Source organism: Parasutterella secunda (genome assembly GCF_024733725.1).
In the GTDB taxonomy this organism is placed as follows: Bacteria; Pseudomonadota; Gammaproteobacteria; order Burkholderiales; family Burkholderiaceae_F; genus Aphodousia; species Aphodousia faecalis.
In genome coordinates, this window is record NZ_JANRHP010000003.1 from 98804 (window position 1) to 125326 (window position 26523).

Below are 26523 nucleotides of genomic sequence, written 5' to 3' on the forward strand. Positions count from 1 at the left end.
CAAACGATTAGCGCAATCTTGTGCATTTTTGTGGATAACTTTGTGGATAACCTTTCTCGTGATTACTTTTTAAGCAAAATCCTCTGATTCGAGCTTAACTTGCTGAAATCAGAGGATTTTTATAATATTTCTTAAAAATCAAATACTTATAACTGTCACATTTCTGTAACCATTTAATTTTCAAGGATTTTTACTTGTTCACTTTTTCTGTGGATAACTTTGGGGACAAGTCCTCTTTAGCGATGAAATGAAGTGCTGTATCGATGAACTTCATCGACCAATACAGCCACAGCCTCGGGTGGAGTAAATTGATTGATACCATGTCCGAGATTGAAAACATGTCCGCCGTTACCGACAACACCAAAATCGTCAATTACTCGTCTGACCTCTTGACGTATTTTTTCTTCCGAACCAAATAAGACCATCGGATCCAAGTTGCCTTGTAGGGCAACCTTATCTTGAATCTTGGCTCGCGCTTCAGAGAGATTGGTTGTCCAATCCAAGCCAACCGCATCCGCTCCGCAAGAGGCGATAGCTTGCAGCCACTGCCCGCCTCCCTTTGTAAACACAATCACCGGTACTGTCTCGTTGTCATAAGTTTTATGCAACCCGGCAATAATTTTTTGAATGTAAGCCAAAGAAAACTCTTTGAAGGCCGGCTTTGATAACGTGCCGCCCCAGGTATCAAAAATCTGGACCGCCTGTGCTCCTGACTCAATCTGAGCATTCAGGTAGGCCGTGACGCTTCTGGCATTAATGTCCAAAATTTGATGCAGGAGATCCGGTCGGGTATACATCATCGTTTTAATTGTTCGGTAATCCTTACTTGAGCCCCCTTCAACCATATAACAGGCCAAAGTAAAAGGACTTCCTGAAAAACCGATCAACGGAACACGATTGTTCAATGCTTTCCGAATGGTCGAAACAGCATCGGTTACATAACGAAGAGTCTTTTGAATATCCGGCACCCTCAATAATTTGACGTCTTCTTCATGGCGAACCGGTTGGGCAAATTTAGGCCCTTCTCCTGCCACAAAAGATAAGCCCAGTCCCATAGCATCGGGAACCGTCAGAATGTCCGAAAATAAAATCGCCGCATCAAGTTTAAACCGTTCAACCGGCTGCAATGTCACCTCACAGGCCAACTCAGGCGATTGAGCTAATTTCATAAAGCTGCCCGCTTGTGCCCGTGTTGCATTGTATTCAGGGAGGTAGCGTCCAGCCTGCCTCATTAGCCAAACAGGCGTAAAGTCACATTTTTGACGCAAAAGTGCTTTTAAAAAAGTATCATTATCCGGTCTCATGGTTAACAGGAACCCAATATGGCTCCGCCTTCTTGGTTGATTGTTAGAAATTCTGATGTTCTTATCGACGTTCATGCCCAACCCGGCGCCAAACGATCGGCTATTGTGGGAGAGCACGGTGGACGTTTAAAAATTGCCATCGCTTCACCACCGGTTGATGGCAAAGCCAACAGCGCACTCATCGCTTTTTTAGCGAAAACTTTATCCGTTTCCAAATCAACCATAGAAATTGTCAACGGAGAAACTTCCCGACAAAAACGCTTCCTCATCAAACAGATGACGCAATCCGAGTGCCTGAACAAAATCTTTGGGGCACTATAGTCAGTGGGGCTTAAATGAGTGTTAAAAGCGCCTGTCTCCGATTAACAGAGACAGACGCCAAGATAGGAAGAACGTCAGGTTTAGCGGACAACGAGCACCGGACGGTCAATTTGCGCAAGCGTCTTTTGAGTTTCACTACCGATGAACAAGCTGCCAATACTACCCATACCGCGACTTGCCATTACCACATAGTCAACGTCTTCATCTTTAGCAAGCTTAATGATGCACTGCCAAGGTGCTTCACCGTGAATAGCCATAACACGGCACGGCAATTGAGCAGCTTTAGCCGCCTCATAAATCACGCTCAAGCGCTTTTGAACCTCTTCGCTCTCGCCGGCCAAACCGTCCTTAGGTTCCTCACCCTTAACAGCTGTCATTCCGATCAATTCAGCCTTTAAAGGCAACGCCACTCCGACAGCAGCTTCAATCGCTTTTTCGCTTAATTCAGAGCCATCCGTACAAACAAGAACCTTCATACTTCCTCTCAAATAATCACAGGGACACACACCCAACGGCGTCCTCTTATGTTTATCCTACGCCGATTGAATTTAAAGGGTTATGACACAAAACAAAAAAGGACAGATGTCTTCACACATCTGCCCTTCTTCGTCGCTTTTGCGCTTAGTGATGGCGTTTGAGCTTTTCGATAGCTGCCATTTGAGCAGCCAAGAAAGCCAATTGCGCATCGAGCTTGGCCAAATCGGCTTCGCTCGTAGCCTTGCTGCGCGCTTCGCGAGCAGCTGCCATAGCCTTTTCCGTCTTGGCGCGATCCATTTCTTCGGAACGAATAGCGGTATCAGCCAGAACCGTGACGTGCTGAGGCTGCACTTCGATTACACCACCAGCAACAAACACTTGTTTGACCTCTTTAGAGCCAGGCATTGTGATGCGCACAAAACCCGGTTTAATCAAAGAAATCAACGGTGCGTGTTGCGGCAGAATCCCCAATTCGCCGGCCTCACCCGGAAGGGCGACAAACTCAGCGTCTCCGGAGAAAATCTGCTCTTCGGCGCTAACGACGTCAACTTTAATCGTAGACATAAGTTGCTCCGTAGTCGTGTTTCAGCGTCAGGTGAAGATTGACTTCACCTGATCACCGAACCCGATTAGTGCATCGTCTTAGCCTTTTCAAAGGCTTCGTCGATCGTACCAACCATGTAGAAGGCTTGTTCAGGCAAAGCGTCGCATTCGCCGTCAACAATCATGCGGAAACCGCGGATCGTTTCTTTGAGCGGAACATATTTGCCGGGAGCACCCGTGAACACTTCAGCCACATGGAACGGTTGGGACAGGAAGCGTTGGATCTTACGAGCACGCATAACCGTAAGCTTATCTTCCGGAGCCAATTCATCCATACCCAAAATGGCGATAATGTCACGCAATTCCTTGTAACGTTGCAAGGTTTCTTGAACGCGACGGCAAATCGTGTAGTGTTCTTCACCGATGATCAACGGATCAACTTGGCGGCTCGTGGAGTCCAACGGGTCAACAGCCGGGTAAATACCTAAAGCAGCGATGTCACGAGACAACACAACCGTAGCGTCCAAGTGGCCGAAGGTCGTGGCCGGAGACGGGTCAGTCAAGTCGTCAGCAGGCACGTACACAGCTTGAATGGAGGTAATAGAACCAACCTTCGTGGAAGCAATACGTTCTTGCAACTTACCCATTTCTTCAGCCAGGGTCGGTTGATAACCCACAGCAGACGGCATACGACCGAGCAAAGCGGACACTTCCGTACCAGCCAAGGTGTAACGATAAATGTTGTCGATGAACAACAGAATATCGCGGCCTTCGTCACGGAAAGCTTCAGCCATTGTCAAACCGGTCAAAGCCACACGCAGACGGTTGCCCGGAGGTTCGTTCATCTGACCGAACACCATGGCCACCTTATCGAGCACGTGGGATTCTTCCATTTCGTGGTAGAAGTCGTTACCTTCACGGGTACGTTCACCCACACCGGCGAACACGGAATAACCACCATAAGCCTTAGCAATATTGTTGATCAATTCCATCATGTTCACGGTCTTACCCACACCGGCACCACCGAAGAGACCGACCTTACCGCCCTTAGCGAACGGGCAAATCAAGTCAATCACCTTAATACCGGTTTCGAGCAAGTCCACAGACGGGCTCAATTCGTCAAACTTAGGCGCAGCTTGGTGAATCGTACGACGTTCGTCTTCACCGATCGGGCCGCAGTTGTCAATCGGGCGACCCAACACGTCCATAATGCGACCCAAGGTCTTCGGGCCGACAGGCACCGAAATACCGGCGCCGGTACTACGAACCTTCATGCCGCGTTGCAAACCTTCAGAGGCGCCCATGGCAATGGTACGAACCACGCCGTCGCCCAATTGTTGTTGCACTTCAAAGGTCAAACCTTCTTCGGCAAGAGTGTTCTTTTCATCCTTTTCTAAGATAAGGGCATCGTATACTTTGGGCATTTGGTCGCGCGGGAACTCAATGTCCACCACAGCGCCAATGACCTGAACGATCTGTCCGATACTCATGGGATATCCTCTTTAAGACACGGCGGCAGCACCACCAACGATTTCAGTAATTTCCTTCGTGATGGCCGCTTGACGGGTCTTGTTATAAACCAATTGCAGATCACCGATAAGCTTCTTGGCGTTGTCGCTGGCGGCCTTCATAGCAACCATACGAGCACTTTGTTCAGAAGCCATGTTTTCTGCAACGGCTTGGTAAATTAAAGCTTCGATGTAGCGCTTTAACAGCACATCGAGAACCGTGGCGTCACTGGGTTCGTAGAGATAATCCCACGAATAATCCCGACGTTTTTCGCCAATCATCTCAAGTCGATCACTCGACAAGGGCAAAAGCTGTTCAATGACAGGTTCTTGCTTCATAGCATTCACAAAACGTGAATAGGCAAGATAAACCTTGTCCAACTTTCCGGCGCTGTATTGTTCAAGTTGAACATTGATCGCACCAATCAATTTTTCCAATTGCGGACGATCACCCAACTGTACGGCATGCGAGAGCAAATCCACCCCGGCATGCTGCATAAAACCAAGGCCCTTATTACCGATAGCCGTACCCTCAACGGTTACGCCTTCAGCCTTCCAATCCTTGATCTTATTGAGCACCATACGTTGAATATTGGTGTTCAAAGCACCGGCCAAACCTTTGTCCGTCGTCACCATGATCAGACCAACTTTCGCAGCAGTAGTGGGATGCGGACGCAAGAAAGGATGCTTGTAGCTCGTCGTCGCCGTGGCCAAATGAGCCACGATATTACGGATGCTTTCTCCGTAAGGACGAGCCGCATGCATGCGATCCTGCGCTTTGCGCATCTTCGATGCCGCTACCATTTCCATCGCCTTAGTGATCTTGCGCGTATTTTGTACGCTCTTGATCTTGGCGCGAATTTCCTTGGTACTAGGCATGTGGTCCCCTTAGGTGTTAATCGACTTCCAATTAGTAGGTGCCGTTTTTCTTAAATTCATTCACCGCAGCCAAAAGAAGTTCTTTGTCTTCAGCGACCAATTCCTTCTTTTCTTCGATGCGTTGAACCAAATCAGCGTGGTGGTTGACCACAAATTCACGGCAAGCCTTTTCAAAGCGCAGTGCATCCTTAGCGTCGACATCGTCATAAATGCCTTGTTCCACGCAGAAGAGCACCAAAGCTTCTTCCCAAACCTGTAACGGTTGATATTGCGGTTGCTTCATCAGTTCGGTCACAACCTTACCGCGATCCAATTGCTTACGAGTTGCTTCGTCCAAGTCAGAGGCAAACTGAGCAAAAGCAGCCAATTCACGATACTGAGCCAAAGCCAAGCGAACACCGCCGCCCAACTTCTTAATAATCTTCGTTTGAGCTGCACCACCCACACGGGACACAGAGATACCCGGGTTGATAGCAGGACGGATACCGGCGTTGAAAAGGTCGGTTTCCAAGAAGATCTGACCGTCAGTAATAGAAATCACATTGGTCGGCACGAAAGCGGTCACGTCACCGGCTTGCGTTTCAATGATCGGCAATGCGGTCATAGAACCCGTCTTACCTTTGACAGCACCCTTGGTGAAACGTTCCACGTAATCAGCATTCACACGAGCCGCACGTTCGAGCAAGCGGCTGTGCAAGTAGAAAACGTCACCAGGATAAGCTTCACGTCCCGGCGGACGACGCAACAGCAAGGAGATTTGGCGATATGCCCAAGCTTGCTTGGTCAAGTCGTCATAAACGATCAAAGAATCTTGGCCACGGTCGCGGAAGTATTCACCCATCGTAGCACCAGCGTACGGGGCGATGTACTGCAACGCAGCAGATTCAGAGGCAGAGGCAGCCACAACAATCGTGTAGTCCATTGCACCGTGTTCTTCTAACTTACGAACAACGTTTGCAATAGTGGAAGCCTTTTGACCTATTGCGACGTAAACGCAAATCAGATCTTTGCCCTTTTGGTTAATAATCGTGTCCAAGGCCACAGCGGTCTTACCCGTTTGACGGTCACCAATGATCAATTCACGTTGACCACGGCCGATCGGCACCATGGCGTCAATGGACTTCAAACCGGTTTGAACCGGTTGAGAAACGGATTGACGATCAATAACACCAGGAGCCACTTTTTCGACCACGTCATATTCGTCCGTGTCGATCGGGCCCTTGCCATCGATCGGTTGACCCAAAGCATTGACCACACGGCCAATCAACTTCGGACCAACAGGCACAGAGAGAATGCGGCCCGTCGTCTTAACGATGTCGCCTTCACTAATGTGCTCATAACTACCAAGAATAACCGCACCCACAGAGTCACGTTCAAGGTTCAAAGCCAAACCGTACGTGCTGTTGGGGAATTCCAACATTTCGCCTTGCATCACGTCAGAAAGACCGTGAACACGGCAAATACCGTCGGTCACAGAGACCACGGTACCTTGGGTGCGAAGATCAGCGGAGACCCCAAGGCCTTCGATACGCTTTTTCAGCAGATCGCTGATTTCACTAGGATTGAGTTGCATGTCTTACAGCTCCGAAATTTATGCGGTGAGTGCCTCTTGCATTTGAGCAAGTCGCGTCTGAATCGATCCGTCCAAAACTCTGTCGCCAACACGCACGCGAACACCACCGATCAAAGCTTCATTGATCGTGACTACCGGCGTGAGCTTCAAGCCAGGGAAACGTTTTCCGAGGCCAGCAACCAAGTCATCTACTTCCGCTTGCGTCATAGGCATAGCGGATTCAATATAGGCGTCTGCAACGCCTTCGGATTGATTTTTAAGTTCGCGGAATTGACGTGCGATTTCCGGCACGGCTTCCAAGCGACCGTTCTCAACGACCACCTTCAAAAGATTGGCGGCCTCTTCGGGCAATTTTGTTTGTCCGAGACCGGCAATGATGAGATCGTAGATTTGTTCCGAACTCAGTTTAGGATCTCCGATCACAGAAACTAATTCGGGTGTGGTCACCACTTGGGCAATACCATCCAGAACAGCAGCCAAATCGGCAGCTTCTTCGGGTCCCTTATTGGCGTCTTGCAAAGCCAAAAGCATTGCATGCGCATAGGGACGGGCAATCGTCGAAAGTTCAGCCATAATTAAAGCTTAGCCTTCAATTGTTCAAGCATTTGAGCGTGAACTTTAGTGTCAACTTCGCGACGAAGGATTTGCTCGGCACCGGCAACAGCCAAGCGAGCGACTTCTTCACGCAACTGTTCGCGCAAACGTTCGGCTTCTTGAGCCACTTCAGCCTTAGCAGCTTCGATGATACGATCGGCTTCAACTTGGGCCTGGGCTTTTGCTTCTTCAACAATAGCCTGACCGCGCTTTTCGCCGTCATTCATGATCGCCAAAGCTTGAGCACGGGCTTCAGCCTTAATCGCTTGACCTTCCTTTTGGGCTTCCGCTAAGGCCATTTCACCTTTGTCGGCAGCTGCCAAACCTTCGTCAATCTTCTTTTGCCGTTCTTCGATTGCTCGAATAAGCGGCGGCCAAATGTACTTCATGGTGACCCAAGCACCGAAGAAGAACACGGCCATCTGTACAAACAGAGAAGCGTTGATGTTCATTATTTGAACCCCGTTATGTCAGTTCGCAGGCCCACCTACTTTGTGAGTGCTCACTGACGTCGTTAATAAAAGAAACTAAAAAGCTTTTATTAGCCGACGAACGGATTGGCAAAAGCGAACATCATGGCGATACCAACACCGATCAAGAAGGCGGCGTCGATAAGACCAGCTAACAAGAACATCTTGGTTTGCAAGGCATTCATCAATTCAGGTTGACGGGCAGCGGCTTCGAGGTACTTGGAACCCATGATACCGATACCGATACAAGCACCGATAGCACCGAGACCGATGATGAGGCCAGCAGCCAAGGCAACAAAAGCGACGTTGGTCATTGCAAAACTCCTTAATCCTTAAAAATGGAGTAAAAGTTAATAAAAAGAAAAAGTTAAGTTAAAAGCTAGTGTTAGTGACCTTCATGAGCTTGACCGATGTAAACCAAGGTCAACATCATCATGATGAAGGCTTGTAAGATAACAATCAACACGTGGAAGAGCCACCAGCAGATCCCTGCCACAGCGTGTCCGAATACACCGAAGATGCTCAGGCCGTCAAAACCGACCCAGAGACTACCCAACAGTGCAATCAAGAAGAACAACAATTCCCCTGCATACATATTACCGAACAACCGCATGCCCAAAGAGACGCACTTGGCCAAATATTCGATGATATTCAATGCGAAGTTAAACGGCCAGAGCAAAGGATAGTTACCAAACGGAGCAACGAAAAGTTCGCGGCTAAATCCGCCAACACCTTTGATCTTAATGCCGTAATAAATCATGAGGAACAGCACGCCCACAGAAATACCCATCGTACCGTTTAAATCAGCAGTGGGCAGCGGACGCAAATAATGAATACCTAACCAACCGGCGATCGTCGGCAGTAAATCTACCGGGATCAAGTCGATGGCATTCATCAAAACCACCCAGACAAACACCGTCAATGCCAACGGAGCGATAAACGTACGATCGCCGTGGACAATGGATTTAGCCTGTTCATTCACAAATTCGACGAGCATTTCAACGGCACATTGCCATTTACCGGGCACGCCAGATGTAGCCTTCTTTGCTCCTTTGTACATCAAATAGAGCGCACAAGCCATCATCAAAATGGAAAAAACAATGGTATCCATATTGAGCACAGAGAAGTCAATAATAGATGACTGCTCAGTGGTCGACAGGTGATGAAGGTGGTGAGTAATATACTCGGTAGCGGTGAGAGCTTCAGCTGCCATGTTTATTCTCGGGTTAGAAGTCCCAAAAAGGAACAATTTAAGACCACAATGACCGAAGCGATCATTGCGGGCCAAATCAAGTCCTCATACAACATCACAATCAAGCACAACAACAGCACAATTGCGATGATCTTAACGAACTCGCCAATAAAGAAGAAAAGCGGAGAATATGAAGGACTTAACTTAACGAAGACACTCAAATTCAACGCAAATAACGCATTCGGCACCAAACAAGCTAAGCCCGCCAGGAACGCCGAAAGAGCTGCACTCTCCCCTCCGAGCAGAGCGGAAACTACAGCAACTCCAATAGTGGCAACGATTTGCAGAAGTACTATTTTCTTCATAAAAGTCAGTAGATACCCTACAAACCATTATTCTGCGCGAATTATACGATAGGTAACCTATAGAAACAAGGGTTTACACCAAGGTTTTAACGGTGTAAACCCTTAATCCTATCGGACATTTTTCAGAACGTTTTAATCGAACGTTCCAAAATGAGAAATGATCCCGTCAAACTGATCTAGGTTAGAGAATTCAATAATAAGTTTCCCCTTACCCTTTTGGTTCGACTGAATCTTCACCGTTGCACCCAAATAATCAGAAAGATCCTCTTCTAAACGAAGAGTGTCAGCATCCTTGTGAATTTTCTTGACCTCTTTCCCCTTTTTCTGTTTTCTCTGAGCCATATCGGCCACAAGTGTTTCAACTTGTCTGACAGATAGACCCTTTTTAATAATTTCCTGAGCGATAGCCACTTGCATAGCCGGTTCAAGACTGAGCAAAGCGCGTGCATGTCCCATGGATATTTCATTGGCCATTAAGTGATCCTGAACAGGTTTGGCCAAGTTCAATAGTCTTAGTAAGTTAGTGGTCGCGGTACGACTTCTTCCAATTGCTTGAGAAGCCGTTTCATGAGTCATATGAAATTCATCGAGCAGTCGTTGAATGCCTGCCGCCTCTTCCAAGGGATTGAGATCTTCTCTTTGAATATTTTCAATAAGAGCCCAAGCCAGTGCTTTCTCATTTGAAATCTTTCGGATAAGTACGGGGACTTTTTTTAATCCGGCCATTTTTGAGGCTTGATAGCGTCTTTCGCCGGCAATAATCTCATAACGATTTTTACCAATCGGCCGCACTAAAATCGGAGAAATTAAACCTTGCTCACGGATAGACTGAGCGAGTTCCTCCAAAGAATTTTTATCCATCTTCGTGCGAGGCTGATACTCACCCGGTTGGATTTTTTCAATTTCTAATTCCCCGGCCGCATCACCCTTGGCATCAGAAATGGTAATCACCACCTCATCTTTCTTACCAAGCAAAGCATCGAGCCCTTTGCCCAGACCACTTCTTTTTTTCACAACCATTCTATTTCTCCTTGCTTTGCTTCTTATACTTTTTCATTCGTTTTAGAAATTCAGCGCCAAATTCCTGATAAGCCTTTGCTCCTTTGCTGGACTTATCATACAAAACCCCCGGCAGACCATAACTCGGAGCCTCTGCCAAGCGAACATTACGTGGTATGACCGTCTTGAATACTTTGTCACCAAAATATTCCTTCAATTGCTCACTGACTTGCTGCTGCAGAGTCACTCGCGGATCAAACATCACCCGCAATAAACCAATCAAGGTCAAATCAGAATTTTTTGCCGCTTGAATTCTTCTGACAGACCCGATCAAATCCGTTAACCCTTCCATTGCAAAGTACTCACACTGCATAGGAACAATTACACCACGGGCCGAACACAAGGCATTAATTGTTAGCATGGACAAGGAAGGGGGACAGTCGATAATTACAAAATCGTAATTTTTATCCTGTTCTTTCAGAATATTCTTAAGCCTTTCATCGCGATCTTCTAGTTGTACCAACTCGACTTCTGCACCAGCCAATTCACGATTCGCCGGCAAAATATCATATCCGGCGTCTTCAGAATGAACAACAACTTGCTCAAATGTTGCTTGACCAAATAAGAGTGGATAAACCGTCTCGGTAATGGAATCCTTACTTACTCCACTACCGGTCGTTGCATTTCCTTGAGGATCCAAATCAATTAAAAGGACCTTTTGTTTTAATTTAGCCAAAGCAGCAGAAAGATTGACAGCTGTAGTTGTTTTGCCTACACCACCTTTCTGATTAGCTACACAGAATGTTAAAGCCATTTATAGACCCTTACGCTTTCGGCATGGCTAACCATAATTCGGTAAAACCTTGCCAGAGAATTGATATACCAATACACAGAAGAATGAATGCAAACACTCGAGACAAAGCGTCCGCACCGGTTGCTCCAACGGCCTGACTTACCCTATCGCAGTATCTATAACATACGTAGACCGTTAAAAGAGTAGCTAAAGTTGCTAACAAACAACCTACCAAATTTGCAGTTCCATGACCGATCATACCTGTACCAATCGCCGTTGATACAGCAATCATCCCTGGCCCCATGGTTAGAGGCAACGTAATAGGATAAAAGGCCATTGAAAGTAATTTTTTTCTAGATTTTGGAGGTTCAATGGATGTATTTTCCGTGTCATCATGAGTTGCTTCATTTAAGGCTTTCCAACCCGCAGAAATCAGAACTAAGCCACCCCCTACTCGCAAAACACCCATTGAAATACCAAAGAAACTCAGTATTAAATGTCCCGCAAAAAGACTCACTAACATGATGATCATCGAATAAAAAACGATTCGATTAACCATCATTTTTCGCGTTTCGTCATCAATATTAGGCGTAAGGGCCAAAAAGAACATTGCCCCACCAAAAGGATTTAAAACTGGAATAAATGATGCGAAAGCAAACAAAAAAGTGCTGATAACTTGATCAAACACCACAAACCTCTTTCCAATGGACAAAAAGTCAGATCAAGTTGCATTGTTACATAACAAAGAAAAAAAATCTCGTTTTTAAGAAGTTATTTCCCAAAAATAAAAAATCTTTTTCTTACATGTTTCACATGAAACATATCAATATTAATATTATTTTAAATGTTTACCCTATTTGCTTATTTATTAGGCAATTTACATTTAACACATACGTCTCAAATAGTTAACCATCTATTTGATATATATGCTATTTTTCTATTTTTGCCTAATTTTTGTGCAATATATATTTATAAAAAACTTAATTAAAACGCAATTATTCATTCTTTACTATAACGATATTGCGATTTTCATTTAAGAAAGGAACTTTTACTTCCTGTACTATGATTGAAACAACATTTTTTATCTCTTTTAATTCAGCTTCAGGCTTCTGACCTTTTAACGCTAACCAATATCCATCTTCTTTTAATAAATGTTTTGAGAGGTCAATGAAATTTTTAAGAGAGGAAAAAGCTCTAGAAGAAATTACATCGAAAGGCGGATGATTTAAATTTTCGACTCTTTCATGAAAAACTTGTACATTAGTTAGTTTTAAATTTAAAGTCACTTGTCTCAAAAAAGCAGCTTTTTTCCCCACTGTTTCAACCATTGAGACTTTACAATTCGGCAACATAATAGCAATGGGAATAGCTGGTAAACCTCCGCCAGAGCCCACATCAAGCATAGAGCCGTTTGGAGCTAAATAGTTTTTAAATACATTTACGACGGATAAAGAATCGAGAATATGATGCGTTAGCACATCATCTTTATCCGTAATCGCTGTTAGGTTGTAAGTTTTATTCCACTTGAATAAAAGCTCAGAATACTTATCCAACATCTGGAGTTGCTTATCAGATGCAGATAAATTTAATTCCTTAATCCCCTCTTGTAATCTTTTTTGATCTAAAAAAAACATCATTACACCAACTATTCCATCCATTTACGAGATTTAATAAAAATGAGAAGCAAACTTATGGCGGCCGGTGTTACTCCACTAATCCGACCGGCTTGACCTATTGTTTCTGGCCGATGAGCTTTCAATTTTTGCCGAACTTCAAAGGACAAACCTTTGACTTTATCGTAATCAAAATTAGAGGGAATCTTTGTTGTTTCATGTTCCAGAAGTTTAGATACCTCTTCTTTTTGTCTGTTAATGTATCCAGAATATTTTGCTGTAATTTCAATCTGCTCGACTTCAGACTGACTAAGATTTATATCATCGGAGACCAATTCACCATCATTTTTTCTTAAAGTTTTAAGTGTTTCATGTGAAACATTCGGACGAGATAACAAATTGAATAACGAATACTCTCGTTCTAACTTAGTACCTAATACTCGTACAGACTCTTCCTCATTAATCAAAGAGGGATACACCCAGGTACTTCTCAAACGTTGCAATTCTTTTTCAATGGCTTCTTTTTTTCTATTAAAAAACTCCCATCTCACATCATCAACAAGACCCAAATTTCTGCCGATTTGAGTTAATCTTTCATCTGCATTATCTTCTCTTAAACTCAATCTATATTCTGCTCTTGAAGTGAACATACGATACGGCTCAGTGACCCCTTTTGTAATAAGATCATCAACCATAACACCAAGATAAGCTTGATCTCTTCTAGGAACCCACGAATCTTTGTCTTTAACTTGCAAGGCAGCATTCAAACCCGCCAAAAGACCTTGAGCAGCTGCTTCTTCATAGCCCGTTGTGCCATTAATTTGTCCAGCAAAAAACAGGCCATCGATACTTTTTGTTTCTAAACTCGTTTTTAATTCTCTAGGATCATAGTAATCGTATTCAATTGCATAAGCGGGACGAATAAAATGTGCGCTTTCCAAACCTGGAATTGTGTGCATAAAAGCAATTTGAACATCAAACGGTAGACTCGAAGAAATTCCATTCGGATAATACACATGAGTATTCAAACCTTCCGGCTCTAAGAACACATGATGTGAATCTTTACTTGCAAAACGCACGACCTTATCTTCAATAGACGGACAATAACGCGGACCAATCCCCTCAATTATTCCTGAGAACATGGGTGAGCGATCAAGATTCGCGCGAATAATTTCATGCGTTTTAACATTAGTATTAGTGATCCAACACGGAACCTGCTCCGGATGAGTTTTTTGAGGTTCCAACAAAGAGAAACTAGGAATAGGATCAAAATCCCCCAACTGTTTTTCACAACGAGAAAAATCAATTGTTCGTCCATCTATTCGTGCTGGCGTACCTGTCTTTAATCGTCCTTTAGGAAGACCTAAATCGATTAATCGCTGAGCTAGTTTAATACTGGCCGGATCACCAACTCTACCTGCCGGATAATGTTCAAGACCAATATGAATTAACCCATGCAAAAATGTTCCAGCTGTTATGACCACGGCCTTCGAATAAAAACGAACATTGGTTTGAGTAACGACTCCTACAGCCCTACCATTTTCGACAATTAAATCATCTACCCCCTGTTGATAGACCCATAAATTTTCCTGCTTCTCAATGGTCTTTCTCATTGCAACCCGATATAACTCTCGGTCAATTTGCGCTCTAGTGGCTCTAACAGCAGGACCTTTTGAACTATTTAAAACTCGAAATTGAATCCCCGATTCATCTGTCACCTGAGCCATGACTCCACCCATAGCATCTACTTCTTTTACCAAGTGACTTTTTCCAATCCCACCAATTGATGGATTACAAGACAGTTGCCCAATCGTCTCTACATTATGGGTCAACAACAAGGTTTTACAACCCATTCTTGCAGACGCGAGACAAGCTTCTGCTCCCGCATGTCCACACCCAACAACAATTACATCAAATCGAACCGGATAATCCATTTTTTCCTCGTTTCACGTGAAACAGATTATTATTGATTTACAATTTATTTAATAAAATCAATTACTTACCAATACAAAATCTACTAAAAATCATTCCCAATAAATCATCAGGGGTAGTTTCACCAAGAATAAATCCTAACGATTCATTACAAAGACGTAATTCCTCTGCCAATAAATCTAATGGGGGATTTTCAAGATTAACAAATTGATTGGCTAATTTTAAGTGTTCATAAGCCTCTTTAAGCGCTTCTAAATGACGTTCTCTCGCTAAAAATGTCGATTCAGGTTTATTTTCCCAACCAACAAGAGTAAGTAATTTTTGTTTTAATTCAGGAATACCTTCACCCGTTTTAGCAGAAATACCGATCCACTCCCCTTTCCAATTAATTTCGGCATTTAAATCACACTTATTGAAAACCTGCAGAACCGGAACACCAGCTGAAACCCTCTGCATCACTTGTTTTAGTATTTTTTGCCCTTCTTCATCGGAATTTTCATTCGTCGCATCAATTAAATGCAGCACAATATCAGCGCTTTCTACGGCTTGTAGAGTTCTCTCAATACCGATTGATTCAACCTTATCGGTCGTTTCACGCACGCCAGCCGTATCAACTAGTCTTAAAGCCACCCCTTCAATTGAAATCTGATTCTCAATTTTGTCCCTAGTGGTACCCGCTACATCGGTCACAATAGCCACATCCGAACCACTCAACTGATTCATAAGGCTCGATTTTCCTACATTGGGACTGCCCACCAAAACTACTGTTACCCCCTCTCGCAGGATGGAGCCTTGCTGTGACTGGTGCATAAGCTCCTCAAACTCTTTTGTAATACTCAAAAGACGTTCACGAGCCTGTGTACTTTGGATAAAGTCAATTTCTTCCTCTGGAAAATCCAAAATAGCCTCAATTAAGGCCCTAAGTTCAATAACTTTATCCCCCACCTTATGAATACAAGACGAAAAAGCTCCACTTAATGAACGAGACGCTGCCCGAGCTGCCCCCTCTGTTGTGGCGTCAATCAAATCAGCAACGGCTTCGGCCTGTGATAAATCAATTCTCCCGTTTAAAAATGCTCTCTTGGTAAATTCGCCAGGCTCTGCTAAACGTAATCCTTTGCTTTTACCGACACGTAAAATCTCTTGAAGAAGTAACTTCAAAATGACAGGGCCACCATGAGCTTGTAGCTCTAATACGGACTCTCCAGTGTAAGACTTAGGCGCAGGAAAATATAAGGCCAACCCTTCATCAATCTGGTTTCCATTGCGATCTTTAAACGGACGGTAATGAGCATATCTAGCTTTAAAATGCTCTGAAGGACCAAAAAAATCTTTGATAAAGCCCTCAATAAAGCTATCATCTGCTGATAGTCTCACAATGCCAACACCACCTCTTCCGGAAGCGGTAGCAATTGCAACAATAGGATCTTTGTCAGAATAAATTGGCATATAAACCTCTGAAAATAAGGCTAATTATCGCACCGTACTGTTCGTCTTTATCAACTCAATGATAAATTTTGCTAAATTTTTACCATGAACAATTAATTTCCAATACCTATGTCACTTAAAGATAATGAATCCCCTTTTTTTGGCAACGCCCTGATTGGGGCCTGTTTCGCTATTGCTGCATCAGTACCCGTTTCTGCTTACGTCGCTTCTTTTATTGGTGATAGCTATGAAGTACGTGTCATGGTATATGGGGCCATTTTGCTTTGGGTTATTTCAGGCGCTATTACTATCTTTTTCAAGACGTATAAATCCGAGAAAAAACGACTTTCATTAAGGTTCATATTGTTGTGGTTCGCCTCTGTCTGGCTGTGGCCTCTACTGGTGTTTTTGGGTCAATCAAGGCAATAAAAAAGAGGCCCGTCCAGAGCCTCTTTTCATCATCAAAAGACCTTATCTTTAAGAGATTGTTCTCTTGATTCTTTCCTTCTCAATCTGCTTGTTGACGTACCATTGTTGCCAGATGGACAAGACGTTATTCGTCAACCAGTACAGAACCAAACCAGAAGCAAAGAAGAAGAACATCACACCAAAGACAACAGGCATAATCATCATAACTTTAGCCTGAGTCGGGTCAGTCGGACGCGGACTGATCTTCATCTGAATGATCATTGTAGCGACCATCAACAGCGGAAGAATCAAATACGGATCCGGGCTGGCCAAATCATTGACCCAAAGCAGCCAGCTAGCCCCACGCAATTCCACTGTGGCCAACAGCACCCAATACAAGGCCAAGAACACGGGAATTTGAAGCAAGATCGGGAAACAACCGCCGGCAGGGTTAATCTTTTCGCGACGATACAGTTCCATCATTGCTTGATTAAGCGCTTGCTTATCATTGCCATATTTCTCTTGAATAGCCTTCATACGCGGAGCGACATCACGCATACGAGCCATGGACTTGTAGCCAGCAGCCGAAATCGGATAGAGAATTGCCTTAACTAACACGGTCAACAAAACAATAGCCCAACCCCAGTTACCGACCAGTCCTTGAAGGAAAGCCAACAACCAATAAATCGGCTTAGCCAAGAAAGTCAACCAACCGTAATCCACCACCAAATCAAGGTTCGGAGCAATGTACTCTAAACGGCGCTGATCTTGAGGACCGACATAAAGCGTGCTGTCAACCACTTTTTCAGCTCCCGGAGCAACTTCTCCCACCGCAACGATAGAACCGATGGCATAAAGATGCTTATCAAGCTGACGAGTATAAAGTTCACGGTTAATGTCTTGCTGAGGGACCCATGCTGTTAAGAAATAATGTTGCAACATGGCAATCCAACCTTCATTCGACTGAGAAGGAAGATCGGTGTCATTATCCGCGATGGAATCAAAATCAATCTTTTGGAACTTTTCAGCTTCTGTATAAGCAGCAGGCCCCGTAAACGTATTGTAGAAAGCGCTATCGCTAGCCACTTTACCGTCGTCACGTGTCAACTGCATATAAACAGACGGAGAAATAGCCACATTGCCCTTGTTACGCACTTCGTGCTTAACGTCGATACCATAATGTCCACGATGGAACACATACGTTTTAATCAATTCAACGTTGCCTTGAGAAGCAGCAAAACTCACATTAAGAGTATCCTGTCCCTCTTTCATATCCAACGTGTCACTGATTAAGCGGAAGGCTGTGCGATGGTTCGGGAAGTTGCCACCGACAAGACCGGTCTCTGCCTTATAAACATGCTGCGCAGAGGTGTCAAACAAAACCACATTACCAGCGTCTTGTTGCTCTTCCTCACCCAAAATTAAGCCAGGCAAGCCCCGCGTTTTCCAATCCGGCGTTTGACGTTCCTTTAATAACTCTGCACGAGCTACTGAAGCGCCATTAGCATCAAAAGTGATTTTGAAAAGATCAGTGGTCACAACTACCGGTTGGGTAATCGTTACATTGACTTCAGATGCAACCGCTTTGCTGTCAGCAGGAACCTTTACATCCCCAGCTGCTGCCGTGGTGTTTGCATTTTCAACCACTTGTTCCTGAACGGCTTCAGGAGTTCCAAAGAAGGATGGATTACCGTTGCGCACCTGCCATGCATCCCAAAGCATGAAAAGGGCCAACAAGAAAATCATCCACAAAAAAGCACGTTGTAGTTCGCGTCCCATATGGACTCTCTTATCTATCGTTGAAATAATGAAAAATCAGTTATGGTGTCTCCAAGGAAACCATTGAAAAGACGCCGGCACCGGGTCGTAACCATGGCCCCCAAAAGGATTGCAACGAACAATCCTCGCCACCATTAACCAACTTCCTTTTAAAACTCCAAAACGTTCAATGGCCTCTATTGAGTACTGTGAACAGGTCGGATGAAACCGACACTCCCTGCCGATCCAAGGTGATAGCACGAGTTGGTAAAACCGAATACATGCAATCAGTACGGACCTCGGGGCATTCACTTTGATTCCCTCGATGAGACAGACACTTTGGACAAAAAATACCCAAAGAGTTTTTCAATGTCGTTTCGAATTAAAATTTTTCTTGCCTTCTTACTTAAGTCTTGTTGACTGCAATCTGGCAATTTACGCTTCAATCGGCAATTAATATCTAAACCATATTGTCGATCTGCAAGCGCTTGAATAAGTGTTTGACGACTCGTTCGGGCTTTTTCTCGCAACAATCGTTTCACTAATGCCCTTTCGACTGATAAATGAGCATTTTGTTTACCAACGGTAAACCCAAAGCGGACCAATCCGATTTGATCAGTCTTTAAGGCACTAATTGTGAAAAAATCCGAATAGCTTCGGATTAATTTCGTTTTGTTTGCAGACAAAACCGCCCCGAACTCCGCCGATTTTATCAAACGGATACTTCGAGGCAGCCCATTCGGTTTATTAACCGTAGCATTCACGGCCAACTTCCGCCGTGAGATTCTCTCAATTAGAGAGCGAGAACGTGACGTCCCTTGGCGCGGCGAGCAGCCAAGACACGACGACCGCCCTTGGTACGACTGCGAACCAAGAAGCCATGCGTACGAGCACGCTTGACCTTAGACGGTTGATAAGTACGTTTGGTAGCCATGACGACAATCCTTAAAAAATATTGGATAGTAAAAATCTTACAGAGATCACTGTAGGGATCCCGAACACAGACCCCTCCCCGGCCTTTCACTTCGGCCTTGGTTGTTTCAGATCCGTGAAAAACATGGTATTACACATCAAAAACCTATGTTTTGTCAAGTTTTTTAATATCTTAGGGAATCTTTTCACTAGAACAAGTGAATCTGAATTTGTTAGTAGGAAAAACACTAGGTTTAGGTAAAAAAATTTTTTATCCAATATCTAGTGTTTTTATTAGTAGTGGTAAAAATATTTTGAGTTATCCACAGTTGACTGCCTATTATTTAAGCAACCTCAACAAAACAGAGCCTTTTTTTTATCAGTACAATGACTCAAAGCTTCCTACATCCGGGAGGCTTTTTCGTCTGAAAGTTATCTTTTTTTATATAAAAACAATTAATAATTATTTGTTTTTATTGGAATTTGTCAATTTGACAAATTAAAAGACTATTTTTCTAGTCGCTGAATCTTTAAATCATTAGCTTCGACGGCTATTGGTGTGGCGCTCTTACTTTCTCTAGCGTCTACGAATATGTGAGGGGATACGGATGTAGTTTTCCCCGTTGTTATTCTTACTTTGTTTATAAAAAATATAAAAGTTGCTCGGAGTGTCTTTATGAATTTCTGGGAACAATGTTTAATCCAGCTGGCCAATATTATTGACCAACAAGATTTTGAGCGCTGGATTAAGACTCTCGTCTGCATTAATTGGGACGAAAAAAATCGTACCCTCATTTTAGGGCATAGAACTTTGCAAGCTATTGATACGATTGAGACTCACTTCAGTACAAGGATCTCTTCGGTTGCATCAGCTATTGCCCACGATGCCGTAACCGTTCAGTACCACCAAACAGAAGGAATAGTGGAAGCGGCGCAGGCACAATTAGATTTAGTCCCGGCAGAAAATACTCAGGAAACGCTTTCTGAGCAAGCTTACGCTTGTGGTTTGCGTTCACAACAAACATTTGAGAACTTTGTTGCCGGTTCATCTAATCAACTAGCCTACGTTGCCGCGAAAAGTGTAGGGGATAATCCTGGAAAAAATTACAACCCGCTCTTTATATATGGGGGAGTGGGGTTAGGAAAAACGCACCTTATGCACGCAGTAGGGAACCAAATGTTGAAAAACAATCCCGAGGCCCGTGTGCTTTGCGTGGGTACACAGACATTTATTAATGATTTCACCACTGCTGTTAGGGAAAATAACTACGCTCCGTTTGATCATAAATATCAAAATTTGGACGCTCTGTTTATCGATGATATTCAGTACCTTGGTGGTAAACGACAAATTCAACAAAAACTTTTTGAAGTTTTTGAAAAATTGGTCCCCCACGGCAAACAAATCATTTTTACGAGCGACACTTACGCTAGAAGCCTAAAGGATATGGACGAACGGCTAATTTCTCGCTTTACTTCCGGCTTATCGGTCGAGGTGGAGCCCCCGGAATTAGAAACCAGAGTCGCAATTTTGCAGAAAAAATCCTTTGCTCAACGCTTCGACTTGCCCGATGATGTTGCCTACTTTATTGCACGGCATCTCAAAAGTAACGTCAGAGAGTTGGAGGGGGCTCTCAACATTGTCATCGCCTTTGCTAAGTTCAACAATGAAGGACGAGTTACTGTTGATAAAGCAAGAGAGGCCTTACAAGGAATGCTCGTTGCCTCAACAGCCCAATTAACCGTTGAGCGCATTCAAGGTATGGTGGCTGAATACTTCAAGATTTCTTTAGCGGAAATGTATTCCAAAACTCGTGTTAAGAAAGTGGCCGTCCCCAGACAAATTGCAATGTACCTCTGCAAAGAATTGACTAAAAGCAGTTTGGCCGAAATAGGGGAGCGTTTTGGTAAACGTGACCATACAACGGTTTTGCACGGTGTTAAAAAAATTACCGATGCTCGAGCTAAGGACAAAGATCTGAATTACCAAATTCACGTTCTAGAACAAATGCTTAAAAATTAAGACGAATTAGGAAATTTCGTCCTCCCAAATCCTTATAAAATCCACTAAAATTGGGAGGTTAAACGGCAGGTGATTTGCCTGTTGAAGATGGTTTACTTGTTTAAAAGGATAAGGGAATGTTGATCATCAAGAGCCCGCGAGAAGCTTTCGCAACTCCGGTTCAGGCTGTCAGTGGGATTGTCGGAAAGCAACGCCAAACGCTGCCCATTTTGTCCAATATTTTGATTTCTAAGGTTGGCACACGCGTTGACTTTACTGCAACTGATTTAGACATTGAAATCAAAACTTTTGCCGACATTGGAGCAGAAGGTCCGGATATCAGTGTGACAGTGGATGCCGCTAAGTTACAGAGCTTGATTAGTGCACTTAATCACGGCTCTGAAGTGACGTTGTCTCAGCCCAGTCAGTCTGACCCGACAGTTGAGCTCAAACAGGGAAAGAGTACATTTAAGCTCAACACATTGCCGGCAGACGAGTTCCCGAATCGTCCTGAAGCTCAATTCACACAAAGCTTTGCTATCCCTGCCAATCAAATTCGTCATCTTCTCCAGTTGGTTCATTTTTCAATGGCCCAACAAGACATCCGTTATTTCTTAAACGGTATGCTGTTATCTGTAGAAGGTGATGTCATTCGTGTGGTCACCACAGATGGTCACCGTCTGGCTTACTGTGAAGGCAAATTAGAATCTGCACTGACACAAAACATTCAATGTATTGTTCCCCGCCGCACAGTCATGGAAATGCTTCGTTTGATTCCTGATAGCGATGAGTCCATCACTATTGCTATCTCTGAAGCAGAAATTCGAATTACCTGGGGCAACATTACCTTGTCTTCAAAATTGGTGGAAGGAAAGTTCCCGGACTACAACCGTGTCATTCCGGTCAATAACACCAATATCTTTGTTATTAAGCGTGATGTCTTACTCGGTGCTTTAAAGAGAACCGCTATTTTGGCTAATGCCAAGCTTCGCGGTGTCAAGTGGGAACTTAAAAATAACACCCTGACAATTCAAAGTACCAACTCTGACCAAGAAGAAGCCAAGGATGTCTTGGACATTGAATACAACGGCATTGACATCGAAATTGGTTTCAACCTTTTGTACTTGCAAGATGTTTTGAATAACTTGCGCAGTGAAGAGGTTCAATTTGCATTGCATAGCAACACTGGTGCAATGCTTGTAACCATGCCTGATAATTCTTCGTTCAAGTATGTTGTTATGCCGATGCGCACCTAATGCGCGTGCGTAGCGTGATTTCATGTATAACACACCCGCTCTGGATACCTTCAGAGCGGGTGTCCTGACAATTAAGAGAAGCAATTTTTAGACTGTTTTTAAGTTTTTAAGAGAAAAAATTTATGAGTGAAGCTGATAAAAAACTCAATCCGAATGACTATGGTGCAGCCTCTATCGTAGTATTGGAAGGACTAGAAGCCGTTCGTAAACGTCCCGGTATGTATATTGGTGACACCGCAGACGGATCTGGTCTTCACCATCTAATTTATGAGGTTGTCGATAATTCGATTGACGAAGCATTAGCCGGCTTTGCTGATGAAATTGTCGTCACATTACACACAGATGGCTCTGTCTCCATTGAAGATAATGGTCGTGGCATTCCGACTGACATCAAGATGGACGATAAACATGAACCTAAACGCAGTGCAGCTGAAATTGCTTTAACCGAACTGCATGCAGGCGGAAAGTTTTCTGAAAATAGCTACAAAATTTCAGGCGGACTTCACGGAGTCGGCGTCTCTTGCGTTAACGCATTGTCTACATGGTTGAAGTTGACCGTTTGCCGAGAAAATAGAGCTCACTTTCTCGAATTTGAACGAGGCAAGCTGATCAATCGACAAACCGAAATTATCCAAACGGTCAATGGCCCGGTTGAAGTGTCGCCTATGATTGATTTGGGACCGACTGATAAACGCGGAACGCTGGTCCATTTTTATCCTGATAAAGAAATCTTCAGCGACATTACCTTTAGTTTTGAAAGACTCTCTGAACGCTTGAGAGAACTGTCGTTTTTAAATTCCGGCGTCAATATTCTTTTACTGGATCAAAGAACCGGAAAAGAAGAACGTTTTCATGCACAAGGCGGCGTAAGAGGCTTTGTTGAATACATCAATCAAAATAGAGTTGTTTTACATAAAACACCGTTTTATGCCTTAAAAACCGTAGAGTCTCAAGGCGTACCGGTTACGGTCGAAGTGTCAATGCAATGGAATGACACTTATAACGAACGCTTGACTGCTTATACCAATAACATTCCCCAAAAAGACGGGGGAACGCACGTCACTGGTCTTAGAAGTGCAATGACCAGAGTCATTAAGAATTACGTTTCTAAGGAAGGCTTGGATAAAAAACTTAAAAATGACATTGATGGTGAGGACATGCGAGAAGGTTTGACTTGCATCCTTTCTGTCAAGGTACCGCAGCCAAAATTCAGTTCGCAAACGAAAGATAAACTGGTTTCAAGTGAAGTCAGACCCGCCGTTGAAGATGTCATTAATACGGAGTTAGCCAGTTACTTGGATGAGAATCCGGCTGAAGCTCATGCTATTTGCGAAAAAATCGTTGCTGCTTCCCGTGCGCGAGAAGCGGCTCGAAAAGCTCGCGACATGAGTAGAAAATCAGTACTGATGTCAGGGTCCCTGCCTGGAAAACTGGCTGATTGCCAAGAGAAAAATCCGGCTTTAAGCGAACTTTTCTTAGTCGAAGGTGACTCCGCAGGCGGTTCTGCCAAGACTGGTAGAAATCGTAAGAATCAAGCTATTTTGCCTTTGAGAGGCAAAATTTTGAATGTTGAAAAAGCTTCACACGAGAAGTTACTTGATAGCGAACAAGTCCGTACCTTAGCTTTGGCACTGGGATGTAGCATCGGTAAGGATTTTGATATCGAAAAATTGCGCTATCACCGCATCATTATCATGACTGATGCTGACGTGGACGGTGCACATATTTCAACATTGCTGTTGACCTTCTTCTACCGTCAAATGACGCCTTTAATCGAACGCGGTTATGTGTACATTGCTCAGCCCCCGTTGTATAAGATCACGGTCAATAAAAAAGATATTTATGTCAAAGATGACCATGAATACAACAAGGTTATCTTAGAGATTGCTCTCAAAGACGCTGAGCTTTATAGAAATGAAGAAGCGTTCCAAAAAGGAGAGAAAATCTGGGGAACTGAGCTTGAAAAATTAGCCGACAGCTACATTCAAAGTTCTGAGGTTCTTCAACGTTTGAGTTTGGTGATTGATCGATCTGTACTCCTAGCAATCACTGCTGGTGTGAAGATTAATCTTGACACATTTGAGAACGCACAACGTTCGGCACAAGCCCTTATGGATCAAATTCGCGATAAACACTTAAAGGTGATCGCCAAACAAGACGAAGAAACTCACCGTGTTTATCTGGCTATTGAAAGAATGGTCTATGGGAATGTCCGGCACTCCAGAATGGACGCTCATTTCCTAAATACAGCGGATTACTCTTTGTTGGTAAAAACCGCTCAAGATTTACAGGGAATTGTGGCTGAAGGCGCCTGTGTAGTTCGTGGAAATAAATCCCATCCCGTTAAAAACTTTGAAGAAGCTATTCAGTGGCTGATGAATGAAGCAAGTTCTGGATTGACTCGTCAACGCTACAAAGGTTTGGGAGAAATGAACGCTGAGCAATTAGCCGAAACAACGATGCAGCCAGAAAATAGACGGTTGTTGAGAGTTCGTTTGGAGGATGCGGCCAGTTCAGATAATGTCTTCTCCATGTTGATGGGAGACAATGTTGAACCAAGAAGACGTTTCATTGAAGATAACGCGCTCTTTGTGAATAACATTGATATTTAATACACTTGCGGGAGATTAAGTCTCCCGCTTTTTTTTAGGATAAACAACAATGCCTGATACTACACACGAAAAATTAGTTGTCGCCGTTTCCAGCCGAGCATTGTTTGATTTAGAGGCTGAGCACAAAATATTTGAAGATCAAGGTATCGAAGCTTATAGAGACTACCAAACTCAGCACGTACAAACGCCTTTAAATCCTGGTGTTGCCTTTCCTTTTGTCAGGCGTTTATTGAGTCTAAATGAATATTTTCCAAAAGAGGAAGAACCTTTCAGAGTTATCGTTTTATCCAGAAATAGTCCCGAATCCGGCCAACGTTTCTTTAATTCTTGTAAATACTACAAACTGCCCATCCGAGGAGGGGCTTTTACCTCTGGACAGCCAACATTTCCCTACATGAAGGCTTATGGAGCATCGTTATTTTTAAGTGCCAATAGTAAAAGTGTTTTAGAAGCCACTCAAATGGGGTATCCGGCCGGTTTGGTGCTTCCTTCAAAGGCCAAAGATGATCAGGAAGATAAAGGATTACGAATTGCCTTTGATTTCGATGGGGTTGTCATTGATGACGACAGTGAAAAGCAATACAAACAATCAGGGTTAGAGGGTTTCCAAGATTATGAAAGTAAACATGTTGACTCACCTCATAACGCCGGCCCTTTAACCGAACTTTTTAAAAAGTTAGCCTACTTTCAACAATTAGACATGCAGAGAAGGGGAAAAGAAGATCCTTATTATCAGCCGGTTATTAGGATCTCGATTGTCACATCCCGAGGAGCACCAAGCGAAGAAAGACTGATTACAACACTAAAAAGCTGGGGAATGAATGCCGCAGAACTTTTTCTAATGGACGGTATGCCCAAGCAGTTTGTCCTTGAACAGCTTCGCCCTCATATTTTCTTTGATGACCAAATTCAGCACTTACAGTCTGCAGCTCATGCTGTTCCAAGTGTATTAATTCCTTTTGGTGTAACGAGAGAAAATTCTGTTAAAACATTGTTAGAAAAACAATCAGACTAATTAAAAGATTTATCCACAAAGTTATCCACAAAAAATAAAGGTCCTCAATCCCGCTAGTGTCAGGGGATTGAGGCTTTATTATCAATATTCTGAGTATTATCAAATTTACACTTTTTATTTATAAATCAAATAGATATAACATATACGCATAATTTTGCGAATTATAAATTTTTGTCCGAAATAACAAAGACTTAAATAGGTTATCCCAAATAATCCACAAAGTTATCCACAATTTTTTAGTAAGAAACAAGGGGGATTGATGACATTTGTGATGAAAAGTTATTAATAAGTCATATTTTTATTTTTAATTAATAGTCATAATAATAAGCGAAACTTTTTCGGTGGATAAGTTCTCTTTTGTTTTATTTTTCAATTAATTAGACTGTTTATTATTTGATTGATTTGTCTGTGTACATCGTATGAATAAAATGTGAGTTTTTGTGGATAACTTTTAAGCTTCTATCTTTTTTGATTGTTATCCACATTTTTAAATAAATATTCACAAAGATATCCAGGCCTTTTACACAAGAGCAATAAATCGTGATAACTTCTCAAATAATTAAATCATTCTC

26 protein-coding genes are annotated in these 26523 nt (G+C 43.4%); 5 read left to right on the forward strand and 21 right to left on the reverse strand.

Annotated elements, in window-relative coordinates:
• Window positions 1–236 precede the first annotated feature (236 nt).
• The gene (hemE, locus tag NW199_RS03985) at window positions 237–1304 is read right to left on the reverse strand and encodes a uroporphyrinogen decarboxylase (protein WP_258333694.1); all 1068 of its coding nucleotides are present in this window, start codon (window positions 1302–1304) and stop codon (window positions 237–239) included.
• Between the two features lie 18 nt (window positions 1305–1322).
• On the opposite strand from hemE, the gene NW199_RS03990 reads away from it, so the two are divergent.
• Entirely contained in the window at window positions 1323–1625 is a 303-nt protein-coding gene (locus NW199_RS03990; RefSeq protein WP_249091666.1) for a DUF167 domain-containing protein, read from the forward strand.
• A gap of 80 nt (window positions 1626–1705) precedes the next feature.
• Here the strand turns inward: NW199_RS03990 and NW199_RS03995 are convergent, their stop codons facing one another.
• The 20 genes from NW199_RS03995 to rpmH all read right to left on the reverse strand — a co-directional run bounded on the left by NW199_RS03995 (window position 1706) and on the right by rpmH (window position 19091).
• Window positions 1706–2101 carry a universal stress protein gene (locus NW199_RS03995; protein WP_258333695.1) on the reverse strand — a complete coding sequence of 132 codons (396 nt, stop codon included), beginning with the start codon at window positions 2099–2101 and terminating at the stop codon, window positions 1706–1708.
• 145 nt (window positions 2102–2246) lie between these two features.
• Window positions 2247–2666 carry a F0F1 ATP synthase subunit epsilon gene (locus NW199_RS04000; protein WP_022473117.1) on the reverse strand — a complete coding sequence of 140 codons (420 nt, stop codon included), beginning with the start codon at window positions 2664–2666 and terminating at the stop codon, window positions 2247–2249.
• A gap of 65 nt (window positions 2667–2731) precedes the next feature.
• Complete coding sequence (gene atpD, locus NW199_RS04005) at window positions 2732–4135, reverse strand: F0F1 ATP synthase subunit beta (RefSeq protein ID WP_022473116.1); 1404 nt, start codon at window positions 4133–4135, stop codon at window positions 2732–2734.
• Window positions 4136–4147: 12 nt separating this feature from the next.
• On the reverse strand, window positions 4148–5032 hold the full coding sequence (gene atpG, locus NW199_RS04010) for a F0F1 ATP synthase subunit gamma (RefSeq protein WP_022473115.1): 885 nt from the start codon (window positions 5030–5032) through the stop codon (window positions 4148–4150).
• 31 nt (window positions 5033–5063) lie between these two features.
• Window positions 5064–6605, reverse strand: coding sequence for a F0F1 ATP synthase subunit alpha (gene atpA, locus NW199_RS04015; protein ID WP_258333696.1), 1542 nt, complete (start codon window positions 6603–6605; stop codon window positions 5064–5066).
• Between the two features lie 18 nt (window positions 6606–6623).
• Window positions 6624–7178 carry a F0F1 ATP synthase subunit delta gene (locus NW199_RS04020; RefSeq protein WP_022473113.1) on the reverse strand — a complete coding sequence of 185 codons (555 nt, stop codon included), beginning with the start codon at window positions 7176–7178 and terminating at the stop codon, window positions 6624–6626.
• A 2-nt stretch (window positions 7179–7180) separates the two neighbouring features.
• Window positions 7181–7651: a F0F1 ATP synthase subunit B gene (locus NW199_RS04025; protein ID WP_022473112.1), complete on the reverse strand. Its 471-nt coding sequence runs from the start codon at window positions 7649–7651 to the stop codon at window positions 7181–7183.
• Between the two features lie 89 nt (window positions 7652–7740).
• Window positions 7741–7983 (reverse strand): F0F1 ATP synthase subunit C, encoded by a 243-nt coding sequence (atpE, locus tag NW199_RS04030; protein ID WP_022473111.1) that lies wholly within the window; start codon window positions 7981–7983, stop codon window positions 7741–7743.
• A 71-nt stretch (window positions 7984–8054) separates the two neighbouring features.
• Complete coding sequence (gene atpB, locus NW199_RS04035; protein WP_022473110.1) at window positions 8055–8882, reverse strand: F0F1 ATP synthase subunit A; 828 nt, start codon at window positions 8880–8882, stop codon at window positions 8055–8057.
• Window positions 8883–8884: 2 nt separating this feature from the next.
• Window positions 8885–9226 carry an ATP synthase subunit I gene (locus NW199_RS04040; protein ID WP_022473109.1) on the reverse strand — a complete coding sequence of 114 codons (342 nt, stop codon included), beginning with the start codon at window positions 9224–9226 and terminating at the stop codon, window positions 8885–8887.
• A 132-nt stretch (window positions 9227–9358) separates the two neighbouring features.
• Window positions 9359–10246: a ParB/RepB/Spo0J family partition protein gene (locus NW199_RS04045; protein ID WP_249091664.1), complete on the reverse strand. Its 888-nt coding sequence runs from the start codon at window positions 10244–10246 to the stop codon at window positions 9359–9361.
• A gap of 1 nt (window position 10247) precedes the next feature.
• A complete protein-coding gene (locus NW199_RS04050; protein WP_258333697.1) occupies window positions 10248–11039 on the reverse strand; it encodes a ParA family protein in 792 nt (263 codons plus the stop codon).
• Window positions 11040–11049: 10 nt separating this feature from the next.
• Window positions 11050–11706 (reverse strand): MarC family protein, encoded by a 657-nt coding sequence (locus NW199_RS04055; RefSeq protein WP_022473106.1) that lies wholly within the window; start codon window positions 11704–11706, stop codon window positions 11050–11052.
• A gap of 307 nt (window positions 11707–12013) precedes the next feature.
• Window positions 12014–12676 (reverse strand): 16S rRNA (guanine(527)-N(7))-methyltransferase RsmG, encoded by a 663-nt coding sequence (gene rsmG, locus NW199_RS04060; protein ID WP_258333698.1) that lies wholly within the window; start codon window positions 12674–12676, stop codon window positions 12014–12016.
• A complete protein-coding gene (gene mnmG / locus NW199_RS04065) occupies window positions 12664–14565 on the reverse strand; it encodes a tRNA uridine-5-carboxymethylaminomethyl(34) synthesis enzyme MnmG (RefSeq protein ID WP_258333699.1) in 1902 nt (633 codons plus the stop codon). The genes rsmG and mnmG overlap by 13 nt, the downstream gene beginning before the upstream one ends.
• 61 nt (window positions 14566–14626) lie before the next feature.
• Window positions 14627–16012, reverse strand: a complete 1386-nt coding sequence (mnmE, locus tag NW199_RS04070; protein ID WP_258333700.1) for a tRNA uridine-5-carboxymethylaminomethyl(34) synthesis GTPase MnmE — start codon at window positions 16010–16012, stop codon at window positions 14627–14629.
• 456 nt (window positions 16013–16468) lie between these two features.
• Window positions 16469–18178: a membrane protein insertase YidC gene (gene yidC / locus NW199_RS04075; RefSeq protein WP_258333701.1), complete on the reverse strand. Its 1710-nt coding sequence runs from the start codon at window positions 18176–18178 to the stop codon at window positions 16469–16471.
• Between the two features lie 36 nt (window positions 18179–18214).
• Window positions 18215–18469 (reverse strand): membrane protein insertion efficiency factor YidD, encoded by a 255-nt coding sequence (gene yidD / locus NW199_RS04080; protein WP_249091657.1) that lies wholly within the window; start codon window positions 18467–18469, stop codon window positions 18215–18217.
• Window positions 18466–18921: a ribonuclease P protein component gene (locus NW199_RS04085; protein WP_258333702.1), complete on the reverse strand. Its 456-nt coding sequence runs from the start codon at window positions 18919–18921 to the stop codon at window positions 18466–18468. Before NW199_RS04085 ends, yidD begins: the two co-directional genes overlap by 4 nt.
• A gap of 29 nt (window positions 18922–18950) precedes the next feature.
• The gene (gene rpmH, locus NW199_RS04090; protein WP_205049323.1) at window positions 18951–19091 is read right to left on the reverse strand and encodes a 50S ribosomal protein L34; all 141 of its coding nucleotides are present in this window, start codon (window positions 19089–19091) and stop codon (window positions 18951–18953) included.
• 654 nt (window positions 19092–19745) lie between these two features.
• Between rpmH and dnaA the strand changes: the two genes are divergently transcribed.
• From dnaA to NW199_RS04110, 4 genes are all read left to right on the forward strand, one after another.
• The gene (dnaA, locus tag NW199_RS04095; RefSeq protein ID WP_258333703.1) at window positions 19746–21089 is read left to right on the forward strand and encodes a chromosomal replication initiator protein DnaA; all 1344 of its coding nucleotides are present in this window, start codon (window positions 19746–19748) and stop codon (window positions 21087–21089) included.
• Between the two features lie 116 nt (window positions 21090–21205).
• Window positions 21206–22324, forward strand: a complete 1119-nt coding sequence (dnaN, locus tag NW199_RS04100; RefSeq protein ID WP_022472444.1) for a DNA polymerase III subunit beta — start codon at window positions 21206–21208, stop codon at window positions 22322–22324.
• A 122-nt stretch (window positions 22325–22446) separates the two neighbouring features.
• Window positions 22447–24936: a DNA topoisomerase (ATP-hydrolyzing) subunit B gene (gene gyrB, locus NW199_RS04105; RefSeq protein ID WP_258333704.1), complete on the forward strand. Its 2490-nt coding sequence runs from the start codon at window positions 22447–22449 to the stop codon at window positions 24934–24936.
• 49 nt (window positions 24937–24985) lie between these two features.
• Complete coding sequence (locus tag NW199_RS04110; protein WP_249091653.1) at window positions 24986–25951, forward strand: 5'-nucleotidase; 966 nt, start codon at window positions 24986–24988, stop codon at window positions 25949–25951.
• Window positions 25952–26523 lie beyond the last annotated feature (572 nt).

Excerpts from the sequence above, each read along its gene's own strand:
- atpB (WP_022473110.1), bottom strand. The coding sequence starts at position 8,882 with ATGGCAGCTGAAGCTCTCACCGCTACCGAGTATATTACTCACCACCTT.
- gyrB (WP_258333704.1), top strand. The coding sequence starts at position 22,447 with ATGAGTGAAGCTGATAAAAAACTCAATCCGAATGACTATGGTGCAGCC.
- NW199_RS04020 (WP_022473113.1), bottom strand. The coding sequence starts at position 7,178 with ATGGCTGAACTTTCGACGATTGCCCGTCCCTATGCGCATGCAATGCTT.
- NW199_RS04045 (WP_249091664.1), bottom strand. The coding sequence starts at position 10,246 with ATGGTTGTGAAAAAAAGAAGTGGTCTGGGCAAAGGGCTCGATGCTTTG.
- NW199_RS03990 (WP_249091666.1), top strand. The coding sequence starts at position 1,323 with ATGGCTCCGCCTTCTTGGTTGATTGTTAGAAATTCTGATGTTCTTATC.
- rsmG (WP_258333698.1), bottom strand. The coding sequence starts at position 12,676 with ATGGATGGAATAGTTGGTGTAATGATGTTTTTTTTAGATCAAAAAAGA.
- NW199_RS04040 (WP_022473109.1), bottom strand. The coding sequence starts at position 9,226 with ATGAAGAAAATAGTACTTCTGCAAATCGTTGCCACTATTGGAGTTGCT.
- atpA (WP_258333696.1), bottom strand. The coding sequence starts at position 6,605 with ATGCAACTCAATCCTAGTGAAATCAGCGATCTGCTGAAAAAGCGTATC.
- mnmG (WP_258333699.1), bottom strand. The coding sequence starts at position 14,565 with ATGGATTATCCGGTTCGATTTGATGTAATTGTTGTTGGGTGTGGACAT.
- dnaN (WP_022472444.1), top strand. The coding sequence starts at position 21,206 with ATGTTGATCATCAAGAGCCCGCGAGAAGCTTTCGCAACTCCGGTTCAG.
- atpG (WP_022473115.1), bottom strand. The coding sequence starts at position 5,032 with ATGCCTAGTACCAAGGAAATTCGCGCCAAGATCAAGAGCGTACAAAAT.
- NW199_RS04000 (WP_022473117.1), bottom strand. The coding sequence starts at position 2,666 with ATGTCTACGATTAAAGTTGACGTCGTTAGCGCCGAAGAGCAGATTTTC.
- NW199_RS04050 (WP_258333697.1), bottom strand. The coding sequence starts at position 11,039 with ATGGCTTTAACATTCTGTGTAGCTAATCAGAAAGGTGGTGTAGGCAAA.
- hemE (WP_258333694.1), bottom strand. The coding sequence starts at position 1,304 with ATGAGACCGGATAATGATACTTTTTTAAAAGCACTTTTGCGTCAAAAA.
- NW199_RS04110 (WP_249091653.1), top strand. The coding sequence starts at position 24,986 with ATGCCTGATACTACACACGAAAAATTAGTTGTCGCCGTTTCCAGCCGA.
- atpD (WP_022473116.1), bottom strand. The coding sequence starts at position 4,135 with ATGAGTATCGGACAGATCGTTCAGGTCATTGGCGCTGTGGTGGACATT.
- dnaA (WP_258333703.1), top strand. The coding sequence starts at position 19,746 with ATGAATTTCTGGGAACAATGTTTAATCCAGCTGGCCAATATTATTGAC.
- mnmE (WP_258333700.1), bottom strand. The coding sequence starts at position 16,012 with ATGCCAATTTATTCTGACAAAGATCCTATTGTTGCAATTGCTACCGCT.
- yidC (WP_258333701.1), bottom strand. The coding sequence starts at position 18,178 with ATGGGACGCGAACTACAACGTGCTTTTTTGTGGATGATTTTCTTGTTG.
- NW199_RS04025 (WP_022473112.1), bottom strand. The coding sequence starts at position 7,651 with ATGAACATCAACGCTTCTCTGTTTGTACAGATGGCCGTGTTCTTCTTC.
- atpE (WP_022473111.1), bottom strand. The coding sequence starts at position 7,983 with ATGACCAACGTCGCTTTTGTTGCCTTGGCTGCTGGCCTCATCATCGGT.
- NW199_RS03995 (WP_258333695.1), bottom strand. The coding sequence starts at position 2,101 with ATGAAGGTTCTTGTTTGTACGGATGGCTCTGAATTAAGCGAAAAAGCG.
- rpmH (WP_205049323.1), bottom strand. The coding sequence starts at position 19,091 with ATGGCTACCAAACGTACTTATCAACCGTCTAAGGTCAAGCGTGCTCGT.